Below are 11588 nucleotides of genomic sequence, written 5' to 3'. Positions count from 1 at the left end.
CCTTGAAATTATTTTAAAGTTTCAATATATTTATCAACAGCTTCTAAATCAGCTTCGCTTAAGCTATTTAATTGAACTTTCATAATAGCACCTTGGCCAAATTTGTTTCTTGTGCCTGCTTTATATTCTTTAAGTGCTTGTGCTCTTTCTTCAAAGCTTAAAGTTTTAAGAGCTGGAACTTTATTTAAATAAACTTTATCTGCTTTTGCACCGTGGCATACCGCACATTTTTTAAATATAGTTGCACCATCAGCAGCAAAAGCTGAAACACCGATACATGCTAATGCAGAGATTACTAACATTTTTTTCATTTGACACTTCTCCTTAATTTAATTTAATGTCAAAGCTATTATATATCTTATATTTTTATAATCTCCTTAATCATTTCAAAGAATATATTTTTATTTTTTGCAATATTTTTTATTTTAAAAGCTGATATTTTTTTAAAATATACTATAATATTTTTTATGAAAAAAGCGTTATTTTTAGATAGAGATGGTGTTATAAATATCGACAAAAAATATGTTTATAAAATTGAAGATTTTGAATTTTGTGAAGGTATTTTTGATTTGTGTCGTTATTTTTTAAAAAAGGATTATTTGCTTTTTATCATTACAAATCAATCAGGTATCGCAAGAGGGTATTATAGCGAGGAAGATTTTTCTAAGCTTTGTGATTTTTTCTTGAAAGAATTTGAAAAGGAAAAAATTCATTTTTCTAAAATTTATCATTGTCCGCATTTGCAAGATTGTGATTGCAGAAAGCCTAAGCCTGGTATGCTTTTAAAGGCTAAAAAAGAATTTGATATAGATATGGAAAATTCTGTATTTATAGGGGATAATTTAAGCGATATGCAAGCGGGTTTTAATGCAAACATCAAAACTTTGATTTTGGTTAGTCAAGAAAAAAAAGAAGGAAATTTTTTTAAGCAATTTGAAAATTTAAAAGAAGTTTTAAGTTTTTTTGAGAAAGGAAAAAAATAAATGAAAATAGCCATTACAGGTGGAGCAGGTTTTATAGGATCTGGACTTGCTTTAGAATTGCAAAAAGATCATGAAATTTTAATCATTGATAAAATGTCAAGCAATGAACTTTTAGATAATGGAAATTTAGAATGTTTTGGACATTTTAAAAATTTGCTTGATTTTGATGGTGAGCTTTACGTTGGGGATATTAAAGATGAAAAAACTTTACAAAAGATTAAAAACTTTAAGCCCGATGTGATTTTTCATAAAGCAGCTATTTCAGATACTACAGTTTATAATCAAAATAAAGTTTTAACAACAAATTTAAATACTTTTAAAGATTTTATAGAATTGAGTATAGATATCAATGCAAAATTGATTTATGCAAGTTCTGCTTCAGTTTATGGCAATCAGCCAAGTCCTCAAAAAGTTGGGGTTGAAGATCCTAAAAACCCTTATGCATTTTCAAAACTTATGATGGATAAAATCGCAAGAAAATATTATGATAAAGCCCATCTTGTCGGACTTAGATATTTTAATGTATATGGAAAAGGTGAATTTTATAAAAATAAAACCGCATCTATGGTAGTGCAATTTGGCCATCAAATTTTAGCAGGTAAAAATCCTCGTTTGTTTGAAAAGAGTGATCAAATTTATAGAGATTTTGTGTATATTAAAGATGCTATTGATGCGAATTTGGTTGCACTTGATTCTAAATGCGGTGTTTATAACGTAGGTAGTGGTGTAGCAAGGACTTTTCAAGATATAGTTGATATTTTGCAAAAAGAACTAGGCACAAATTTACCTTGCGAGTATATCCCAAATCCTTATGTTAAAGCTTATCAATTCCATACTCAAGCTGATCTTTCTAAGGATTGGGCTTATCAGCCAAAATTTAGTCTTGAGGCGGGAATTAAAGATTATTTAGATGAAATTAAACGACTTTTTGAAAAGGAAGTGAATGCTTGAATTTTTAAGTCAGCAAAGACCTAAAATTCTTATTATCGGAGATTTTATGGTGGATAATTACACTTGGTGTGATTGTTCGCGTATTAGTCCTGAAGCCCCTGTTTTAGTGGCAAAAACTTTAAAGCAAGATCAAAGACTTGGTGGAGCTGCAAATGTTTATGCGAATTTAAAAAGCTTGGGAGCGGATGTTTTTGCATTGGGCGTTATAGGAGATGATAGAAATAGTGAGTTTTTAAAAGAGAATTTAAAAGGTGAGTTTTTGATCGAAACGGGGCGTAAAACTCCTTTTAAAAATCGTATTATGGCACATAATCAGCAAGTATTAAGACTTGATGAAGAAGATGTAAATGATATAGTTTTAGAAGAAGAACTCATCACTTTATTTTGCAAATACATTAAAGATTTTCAAGCGGTAATTTTGAGTGATTATGCTAAAGGGGTTTTAACCTCTAAGGTATGCAAAGCATTTATACAAAAGGCTAATGAATTAAGCATTCCTATTTTAATCGATCCAAAGGGGAGTGATTTTAGCAAATATAGTGGTGCAACTTTACTCACTCCAAACAAAAAAGAAGCTTTAGAGGCTTTAAAATTTGAAAATTTAGATGGAGAGAATTTAGAAAAAGGCATTAAAAAATTAAAAGATAATTTTAATTTAAAATATTCCATGATCACTCTTTCAGAAGCGGGAATTGCTGTTTATGATCAAAAATTACACATTGCACCAGCTAAGGCTTTAGAAGTATATGATGTTACCGGAGCAGGGGATAGCGTGATCGCGGTTTTAGCTTTTTGTTTGGCAAATAAAGTGGATATTTTTAAAGCTTGTGAAATTGCCAATGAAGCGGCAGCGGTTGTTGTGAGTAAAGTGGGTAGTGTGAGTGTGAGTTTTGATGAGATAAAAAGCTTTAAAAGAAGTGATTTGGAGAAAAAAATTGTTAGTAAAAATGAGCTTATGAAAATTTTAAGCGATAAAAATAAAAAAGTCGTTTTTACTAATGGATGTTTTGATATAGTGCATTTTGGGCATATAAAGTATCTTCAAAAAGCGAAAAAACTAGGTGATGTGTTAATAGTAGGGCTAAATTCTGATGAGAGTGTGTGCCGCTTAAAGGGAAGTGAAAGACCTATAAATTCAGAGTTTCAAAGAGCTTGTATGTTGGCGGCTTTTTATTTTGTGGATTTTGTTGTGATTTTTAATGAAGATACACCTTTAAAATTAATCGCGGACTTAAAGCCTGATATCTTGGTTAAGGGTGCTGATTATCAAGGTAAGGAAGTTGTAGGGGCTGATCTTGTTTCAAGGGTTGAATTGATCGAATTTGAAGAGGGTTTTAGCACGAGTAAAATTATAGAAAAAATTAGGAAATAAAATGATTGATCTTATAGAAAAAGAATGGCAAGAGCATCAAGAAGTATTAAAAGCGAGTGAAATTCTTAAAGGACAAATTGCAAAAGTAGGTGAATTGATATGTCAGTGCTTAAAAGAGCACGGCAAAATTCTTATTTGTGGAAATGGTGGAAGTGCTGCAGATTCTCAGCATTTTGCCGCTGAACTTAGCGGTCGTTATAAAAAAGAACGCAAGGCTTTAGCGGGTATAGCTTTAACTACTGATACTTCAGCACTTAGCGCTATAGGCAATGATTACGGATTTGAGTTTGTATTTTCAAGACAGCTTGAGGCTTTGGCAAATGAAAAAGATATCTTAGTGGGAATATCAACAAGTGGAAATAGTCCTAATGTTTTAGAGGCTTTTAAAAAAGCAAAAGAACTCAAAATGCTTTGCATAGGACTAAGTGGAAAAAGTGGTGGCAAAATGAATGAAATTTGTGATTACAATCTTGTTGTGCCAAGTAATGATACAGCAAGAATTCAAGAAATGCATATTTTAATCATCCATGCACTTTGTCAAATGGTTGATGAGAAGTTTTGATGAAAGTTTTTATTATCAACTTAGAACGCTCCAAGAATAGAAAGGAACATATGCGAAATGAAATCAATAAGCTTTTTGCATACAATCCTGAGTTAAAAGAAAAATTAGAGTTTATATTTTTTAAAGCTGTTGATGCAAAAAATAATGATCATTTAGAATTTAAAGAACATTTTCCTTGGTGGGCTTCTTGGGTGATGGGTAGAGAGCTTAGTGATGGTGAAAAAGCTTGTTTTGCTAGTCATCATAAATTATGGCAAGAATGCATTAAGCTTGATGAACCTATTATCATCTTAGAAGATGATGTGGAATTTAGTGATGAGTTTTTAAATAGCGGGGGGGGGGGTATTTAGACGATTTAATACAAAGTCGTTATGAATATATAAGGTTTTGCTATATAACGAAAACAAAAATGACTTCATTGAAAGATAATTTTTCATTTACAATACAAAGTATTGGTGGAACTCAAGGATATTTTCTAAAACCTAGTGCTGCTTTAAAATTAATCTCTCGTTTAAGATTTTGGTTTAAGCCTGTAGATAATCTTATAGATATGTATTATCATTCTAGAGTTTTTACTATAGTATATACGCCATCTTTGATAAAATTTACTAATATACCTACTACTATAATAGAAAGGGATAGAAAGATATGTGTTTTCAAAAAAATAATAAGAGAGGTCTGTAGATTATATTTTATATTTTTAAAAATGTCTTACAAGAAAAAGATTAATAAAATTATAAAGTATAAAAGTATTTTTAATTGCTAATGATTTTTTTTAAAACCAATTCAGGTTTTAAATCTTTCATGCATTTATGATGTTTTAAAGGGCAAGTTTTTTGCATACAAGGCATACAGCCTAGATTTAAATGCGCTAATTTTGCGTTAGGATTTTGCCAAGGCGAGGTTTGAGTAAATTTGGTAGGACCAAAGATAGCTATGGTTTTGATTTTATAAGCAGCTGCTATGTGCATAGGGCCGCTATCGTTTGTGATAAAAAGATCACAAAAAGCTATATTTTGACATAAGGTTTGAATGCTTGTTTTATTGCAAAGATTTTTAGCTTTAATGTTTGATTTTTTTAAAAGCTTTTCGATCTCATCGCAAAGAATTTGTTCGCCATTACCTGCACCAAAAATTAAAATTTCATGGCTTTTTGAAAATTCTTTTGCTACCTCGGCAAAATACTTAGCATCCCAACGCTTAGCACTTCCAAAAGTAGCTCCTGGATTGATCCCTAGAATTTTTTTACCATTTTTAAGTATCAATGGATGTGGAAATCTTGCTTTGATTGGGAGTCGCAGTTCTTTAGAATGAATTTTGAAATTAAAAGAATTTTCTACAAAATAAAGGTATTTTAAAACTTGATGCTCTTCTTTAAAATTACGCTTGTTAAAAAAATATCTTTTTTTCGCTCTTAATATATTTAAAATGATTTTAGAAGATAAGGCTGATCTAAAAGAGATGGCAAAGTCTATTTTAAATTCTTTGCGTAGTTTTAAGGCTTGTTTATAGCGTTTTTTTCTATCCTCTATGATGATTTTAGAATGAGAAAAATTTTTAAAAAGCTGAGTAGATGCAAAAGATCCATAAAGGATGAACTCAGCGTCTTTAAAATATTCTTTTATGCCGTATAAAGCTACTGAAGCCATCACAGCATCGCCTAACCAAGTGGGAAGATGGATGAAAATTTTCATGAAAACCTTAAAATTTAGATAAAATTTTTTATAATTTTAACAAAAAATTAGGAAAATTATGCCAAAAATCAGTCTTATTATCCCTGTATGCAATGCTCAAAATTTTCTTTCAAGAGCTTTACAAAGTTGCATCAACCAAACTTTTAAAGACATAGAAATTATAATTATTGATGATAAAAGCGAAGATAAAAGCTTAAAAATAGCCTTAGAATTTGCAAAAAAAGATCAAAGAATAAAAATTTTTAAAAATGATAAAAATTTAGGTACTTTTGCAAGTAGAAATTTAGGAGTTTTAAAATCAAGTGCTGATTTTGTGATGTTTTTAGATGCGGATGATTTTTTGCCTTTAAAAGCTTGTGAGGTGGCTTTTTGTAGCATTAAGTCTGAGTTAGATTTGCTTTGTTTTGATGCTTTTGTTCATAGGGTAAAAACTAAGCAATTTTATCGTTTTAAAAAAGATGAAATTTTTACCAAAAAGCAATTTTTAGAGTTTTTAACCAATCAAAAGCATTATTGTTGGTCGGTTTGGGCAAAGGTTTTTAAAAAAGATCTGATCCTTAAAATTTTTGAAAAAATTGATATTTTTGAAAGACTTTGTTATGGAGAGGATGTACTTTTTTGCTATTTTTATTTTATGTTGTGTGAAAAAATAGCTGTTTTCAAAGAATGCCTTTATCATTATGAATTTAATGAAAAAGGTAGGTATGAAAATAAAAATAAAGAAATTTTATGGCAAAATTATCAAGATAAAAAGAAAAGCTTAGAGATCTTAAAAACAATCAAAAATGATTTTTGGGAATTTAACGAAAAGTTTTTTTTGAATTTGGAAAAAGAAATTAAGGGTTTAGAAGGAAGGTTGTAAAATATTATTTGCTTTTTCCAAATCTTTAGCATTGTCTATATCCAAACTTGATTTTTCATCCATGATGTAATAATTTGTTTTTTCTTGTAAAAAAGTCGGATTTTTTAAAAATAGATCAGTTTTTATAATATAAATTGCACCATTACTCATATAAGTTTTTGGTAATTTTTGTCTGGGCATAAAAGGGTATTTATCATTACATATACCTTGCAAATGGCCTTTTTTGTCCACCATAAAAGCTTTTAAAATTTTATTATCATATTCTGTAACGCTAATGAGTGCATTTGATCGTTCTTCTTGAAATTTTAAAAAAGCCTCATCAATGTGTTTATAAGTTCTAAAAGGGGAGGTGGGTTGTAAAAAAACAATATTTTCATAATGTTTATAAAATTCTAGAGTATGCAAAATAACCTTATCGCTAGTTGTATCATCTTGTGCTAATTTATTCGGTCTTTTTAGGGTGTCAATATCTTGAGTTTTTCCGTATTCTAAAATTTCATCCCCATCACTATTTAAAACAATTTTATCTATAAAATGAGAATTTTTAGCAGCATGTATCGTGTAATAAAGTAAAGGTTTATTGTTTAGAAGTGCTAAGTTTTTGTTCTTTATCCCTTTTGATCCGGCGCGAGCTGGAATGATTGCTAAATTCATATTATATCCATAAATTTCTTTTGTTTATTAATCCTAAAGAATTTTTCATCTTTCAAAAGTTTAAAAAATTCTTCCGAGCTTTTTAAGGCTTTGATCTCATGTTTTTTATTTTTAGAGTTGAAAGGTTTTTCAATGAGTTTTAAAATTTCTTTTTCGTTTGCTTGTGTTTTTAAAACATCTTTTATATTTGTTCTTGCGTCTTGTCTTGAGCCAACTAAAATTCCATTGATGCCAAGATATAAAGCTTCTTTTAAAATACAGCTTGAATTTCCGATGATAAAATCAGCATGTTTTAATAAAATAATAAAATATTCAAATCTTAATGAGGGAAAAATTTTAAAGCGTTTTAAATCTTTTAATTTTTCATAAGATTGCATAATGGATTCAAAACCTAAATCATTGTTTGGATAAATAACAATATAATTTTTTTTGCTTTTAATTAAAGCATTTACAAATTCTTCACTTTGTTCTTTCATAGAATTAAATTCTGTTGTAACAGGGTGAAAAATAGCTATGGCATAGTTTTCATAGTTGATATCGTAATATTTTTTTACTTCTTCAATACTAATATTATTAGCATTGAGTAATTCTAAATCAGGAGAACCTATAATAAAAATAGAATTTTCATCTTCTCCCATTTGCATAAGCCTTTTTTTTGCGGTTTTATCATTGACTAAATGTATATGTGCAAGTTTGCTTATAGCGTGTCTTAAGCTCTCATCTATAGTTCCTGATAATTCTCCACCTTCTATATGTGCTACTAAGATATTATTTAAACTTCCAACAATAGCAGCTGCTAAAGGTTCGATTCTATCTCCATGCACAACGATTAAATCAGGTTCAATTTCATGTATAAATTTTGAAAAACCATCAATAGTAGCAGATAAGGCTTTATCCATTTGATAATATTTATCATGATTTATAAATTTATGCATATTTTTAAAACCACATTTTTCTATTTCTTTAACAGTTAATCCAAATTTTTTGCTCATATGCATACCGGTAGCAAATATAAATAATTCGAATTCATTAGAATTTTCTATTTTAAGCATTAAAGATTTTATTTTAGAAAAATCAGCTCTTGTACCACTTACAAAGACTATTTTTTTCATTCAAAATCATCCCAAGTAAGTTGTGTATCGATTTTGATGTCTTTTTTTGCTTTTTTACCTAAAATATTTTCAAATTCAGCTGCAGCAATTCCACCGATACCAGGACGCTTAACCCAGATATTTTCTTCACTAAGTATTTGTCCTTTTTTGATCTCTTTTATGCTTACTATACTTGCAAAAGCAAAATCGATAGTTACTTGCTCTTCTTTTAAAGCGTTTTTATTGCTATCTCCTCTTAAAAGAACCATTTGCTCACTTTGGGTAATAAGTTCTTTTAAGGCTTTTTCATCCATTGAACATACTATATCAGGACCTTCTCTATCCATTTTGTCTGTAAAATGTCTTTCTAAAACACTAGCCCCTAAAGCAACAGCACCTAAACAGGCAAGATTACTCGTTGTGTGATCGCTTAGCCCATAAAGACAATGAAATTCTTTGTAAAGCTCTAGCATAGCTTGCAGTCTTACTAAATGCATCGGGGTTGGATATAGATTGGTTGTATGAAGTAAAACAAAAGGAATTTTAAAATCTCTTAAAATCTTTACCGTAGGTTTTATGCTTTCTATACTATTCATTCCTGTGCTTATGATCATTGGTTTTTTAAATTGTGCTATGTGTTTGATCAAGGGATAATTATTACATTCTCCAGAACCTATTTTATAAGCATGCACTCCCATATCTTCTAAGCGATTGGCAGCTGCACGAGAAAAAGGTGTGCTAAGATACGTTAAACCTAGGCTTTCTGTATATTCTTTTAAAGCTAATTCATCTTTATAATCAAGAGCACATTTTTTCATAATCTCATAAATGCTGATTTTTGCATTTCCTGGGATAACTTTTTTTGCAGCCTCGCTCATCTCATCTTCAACGATATGCGTTTGATGTTTAATAATTTTAGCTCCTGCTCTTTTAGCTGCATCAACCATAAGTTTTGCAAGCTCTAAACTTCCATTGTGATTGATGCCTATTTCAGGAACGATTAAAGGAGAATTTTGAGATATGATTAAATTATCGATTTTTATTTGCATATTTTTCCTTTTTATTTCTAAATTCTTTTTTTAGTTTCCTTATCTCAAACCATAATTTGATATATCCACCTCTATACCATTCTTTATCAGCTTGTATTAAAGCTTGTCCTAATTTATAAGTTAAACATTGTTTTTCTTTTAAAGCTTCCTCATAATCAGGATAAGATTCTAAAGGAGGTAATTTTAAAGAAGGATCTTTTTTGATTTTTTCCTCATAAACTTTTTGTTCTTGTTTGTGCTTATGTTTTATATAAGATAAAACATAAGGCATTCTTATATAACCTAGTATGCTTTTTAAATTTTCTATCATAGCTTGTCCTAGTTTATAAGAAAGTTGGTTTTGAATTCTTTGTTTAGCAGTGTCGTATAGAGAGTAGAAATTTTTTAAATTATTATCTTGATTATATTCTTTTAATTGCAAACGCTTTTGAATGGTTTGGGAGTTAAAAATTTTATGATAATAAATTTGAATCATTGGGGTTTCTTTCGGTATTAATATATCTTGGATACTTTCCTTGTTTTTTTCGAGAACTTTAAAATCGCAATGGTTGACAAGTGGAGCTAATGGAAAATTTTTAGCTAAAATAGAATCAGGATTTAAAGAAAAAAAAGATACTTGATACTTTTTTTCGAGAAATTTTAAAGCTTTTAGATCAATTTCTTTGCCATGAAAATAAGAAGGCTTAACATCTCCTAAAATTGCTTGAATGTTGTATTTTTGATCTAAGTTATAAGCATAAATGTTTTCACCTGTGTTAAAATTGATATTTTTATTTTTATAAAAATCAATTCCTGTTAAATAAATATTTTTATATCCCAAAGCGATAGCGATTGCACACATGTAAATTCCGCTTGTGATGCGTTGATCATGGTAAATTTCATTGAAATAGATATAAGAACTAAATTCTTTTAAAGAATCTAATATTTTATATCCCAATAAACATTCAGGAAAAAAAGTATCAAAGTGTTGAAAAAAATTATCATAAAATTTGTGAATTTTAAAAGTTGAACAGATGATATTTTCTATAAAGTATTCTTGATTCTCAATTAATTTTTTAGCGGTATAGTATTGCTCTAAAAAAACACCTTGATTAAAAAAAGCATATTTTATATTTTTACCAAGATAGTATTTATCTTCAAAATAAAATTGATTACATCTAAAAACATCGTATTCTTTTGGAAGTCTTTTATAGTCTATTTCTTTTAAACTAGGACCATTACCACAGATTATGGCATTACCCCCCCCATATATCATCCTTAAATCCTTTTTTTGAATTATTTGTATTTAATTTTTTATATGATAAAATTTTAAAATAAAAAACTTAAAGGTTTAATTAATGAAACAAGAAGTGAGTAGTTTTTGGTATACCCCCCCCTATAAAGGGTATAGGCTTAATGGAATTATTATCTATAAAATCTTTTTTGGATAATAACTATAAGTTTATACTCTATACTTACAATCTTGATGATAAAATTTTTAATAAACTCAATGAAATATTTGATGATTTTGAGCTTAGAGATGCTAATGAAATCGTTTTTTTTGATGAATATTTTAGTGATGATAGAGGAGCTGGTGTAGCTGCCTTTAGTGATTATTTTAGATATAAAATGCTTTACATCAAAGGAGGAGTTTGGGTTGATCTTGATATGATTTGTTTAAAAAATATTGATTTAGATCAAGAGTATATCTTTTCTCAAGAGATTGATGAGGATGAAAATTTTCCAAGAATTACAACCTCTTTTTTAAAATTTCCTCAAAATTGTGAATTTGGGAAAATTCTTATAAATGAAGCAGAAAAAATTATAGATTATAAAAAACAAATTCCTTGGGGAGTTATAGGTCCTTCATTTTTAGCAGAGCAAGTTGAAAAAAATCAGCTAAAAAATCATGCTTGGGATTATAAAAAAACATGTCAAATTCCTTGGATAAGAGCTAGGGAGTTTATCCAAGAAAAGGTTGTTTTAGATACAAACCAACCTTTTATCCATCTTTTTTCAGAGATGTGGAGAGTGTATGAGATGAATAAAAATTATTTTTATGAAAATGGGATCTATTCGGATTTATTAAAAAAGTATAAAATAAAAGATTTGAGTAAGAATGTTGAAGTACAAATATAAAAAGAGGTTTATTTGCAATTGGAAAGCAAAACAGTTGGTGTAGTCATACCAATATATAATGTACAAGATTATTTAAAAGAATGTTTAGACAGTGTTATCAATCAAACTTATAAAAACTTACAAGTTGTTTTAGTTAATGATGGAAGTACTGATGAAAATTCATTAAACATTGCTAAAGAATACACTTTAAAAGATGAAAGATTCATTTTATTTGATAAGAAAAATGGGGGACAAAGCACAGCAAGAAATTTA

Annotated in this window: 11 protein-coding genes and 3 pseudogenes; 8 read left to right on the top strand and 6 right to left on the bottom strand. The window is 28.8% G+C overall.

The features are described from left to right. Positions 1 to 8: 8 nt before the first annotated feature. Complete coding sequence (locus H2280_RS00885) at positions 9 to 311, bottom strand: c-type cytochrome (RefSeq protein WP_137623495.1); 303 nt, start codon at positions 309 to 311, stop codon at positions 9 to 11. Between the two features lie 137 nt (positions 312 to 448). Between H2280_RS00885 and H2280_RS00880 the strand changes: the two are divergent. The 5 genes and pseudogenes from H2280_RS00880 (at position 449) to H2280_RS00860 (ending at position 4634) form a co-directional block, all read left to right on the top strand. Continuing rightward, positions 449 to 983, top strand: a pseudogene (locus H2280_RS00880) (D-glycero-alpha-D-manno-heptose-1,7-bisphosphate 7-phosphatase). Further along, complete coding sequence (gene rfaD, locus H2280_RS00875; RefSeq protein ID WP_337195305.1) at positions 984 to 1934, top strand: ADP-glyceromanno-heptose 6-epimerase; 951 nt, start codon at positions 984 to 986, stop codon at positions 1932 to 1934. It begins immediately after the preceding pseudogene. Next, positions 1927 to 3306, top strand: a complete 1380-nt coding sequence (gene rfaE1 / locus H2280_RS00870) for a D-glycero-beta-D-manno-heptose-7-phosphate kinase (RefSeq protein ID WP_337215401.1) — start codon at positions 1927 to 1929, stop codon at positions 3304 to 3306. Before rfaD ends, rfaE1 begins: the two co-directional genes overlap by 8 nt. Before the next feature lies 1 nt (position 3307). Next, positions 3308 to 3868 (top strand): D-sedoheptulose 7-phosphate isomerase, encoded by a 561-nt coding sequence (gene gmhA, locus H2280_RS00865; protein WP_137623491.1) that lies wholly within the window; start codon positions 3308 to 3310, stop codon positions 3866 to 3868. Beyond that, positions 3868 to 4634 (top strand): annotated as a pseudogene (locus H2280_RS00860) (glycosyltransferase family 25 protein). The gene gmhA and the pseudogene H2280_RS00860 overlap by 1 nt, the downstream one beginning before the upstream one ends. On the opposite strand, the gene waaF reads toward H2280_RS00860, so the two are convergent. Then, positions 4624 to 5562, bottom strand: coding sequence for a lipopolysaccharide heptosyltransferase II (gene waaF, locus H2280_RS00855; RefSeq protein WP_337215400.1), 939 nt, complete (start codon positions 5560 to 5562; stop codon positions 4624 to 4626). The pseudogene H2280_RS00860 and the gene waaF sit on opposite strands and share 11 nt — an antisense overlap. Before the next feature lie 58 nt (positions 5563 to 5620). Here waaF and H2280_RS00850 point away from each other — a divergent pair, with 58 nt between their 5' ends. Then, positions 5621 to 6424: a glycosyltransferase family 2 protein gene (locus tag H2280_RS00850; protein WP_337215399.1), complete on the top strand. Its 804-nt coding sequence runs from the start codon at positions 5621 to 5623 to the stop codon at positions 6422 to 6424. On the opposite strand, the gene H2280_RS00845 is transcribed toward H2280_RS00850, so the two are convergent. The 4 genes from H2280_RS00845 to H2280_RS00830 are packed head-to-tail and all read right to left on the bottom strand — an operon-like array spanning position 6407 to position 10473. Then, complete coding sequence (locus H2280_RS00845; protein ID WP_337215398.1) at positions 6407 to 7078, bottom strand: acylneuraminate cytidylyltransferase family protein; 672 nt, start codon at positions 7076 to 7078, stop codon at positions 6407 to 6409. The genes H2280_RS00850 and H2280_RS00845 overlap by 18 nt on opposite strands. After that, positions 7075 to 8190, bottom strand: a complete 1116-nt coding sequence (neuC, locus tag H2280_RS00840) for a UDP-N-acetylglucosamine 2-epimerase (RefSeq protein WP_337215397.1) — start codon at positions 8188 to 8190, stop codon at positions 7075 to 7077. The genes H2280_RS00845 and neuC overlap by 4 nt, the downstream gene beginning before the upstream one ends. Beyond that, positions 8187 to 9218 carry an N-acetylneuraminate synthase gene (neuB, locus tag H2280_RS00835; RefSeq protein ID WP_337215396.1) on the bottom strand — a complete coding sequence of 344 codons (1032 nt, stop codon included), beginning with the start codon at positions 9216 to 9218 and terminating at the stop codon, positions 8187 to 8189. The genes neuC and neuB overlap by 4 nt, the downstream gene beginning before the upstream one ends. Beyond that, complete coding sequence (locus H2280_RS00830; protein ID WP_337215395.1) at positions 9199 to 10473, bottom strand: alpha-2,3-sialyltransferase; 1275 nt, start codon at positions 10471 to 10473, stop codon at positions 9199 to 9201. The genes neuB and H2280_RS00830 overlap by 20 nt, the downstream gene beginning before the upstream one ends. A gap of 82 nt (positions 10474 to 10555) precedes the next feature. On the opposite strand from H2280_RS00830, the pseudogene H2280_RS00825 reads away from it, so the two are divergent. Together H2280_RS00825 and H2280_RS00820 are read left to right on the top strand one after the other, a co-directional pair. Then, positions 10556 to 11336 (top strand): annotated as a pseudogene (locus H2280_RS00825) (glycosyltransferase). 18 nt (positions 11337 to 11354) lie between these two features. Continuing rightward, on the top strand, positions 11355 to 11588 hold a 234-nt coding region (locus H2280_RS00820; RefSeq protein ID WP_337215394.1), incomplete at its 3' end, for a glycosyltransferase family 2 protein.

The organism is Campylobacter sp. 2457A (assembly GCF_020135895.1).
GTDB lineage: Bacteria > Campylobacterota > Campylobacteria > Campylobacterales > Campylobacteraceae > Campylobacter_D > Campylobacter_D taeniopygiae.
This window is presented reverse-complemented; position numbering and strand designations above follow the sequence as displayed.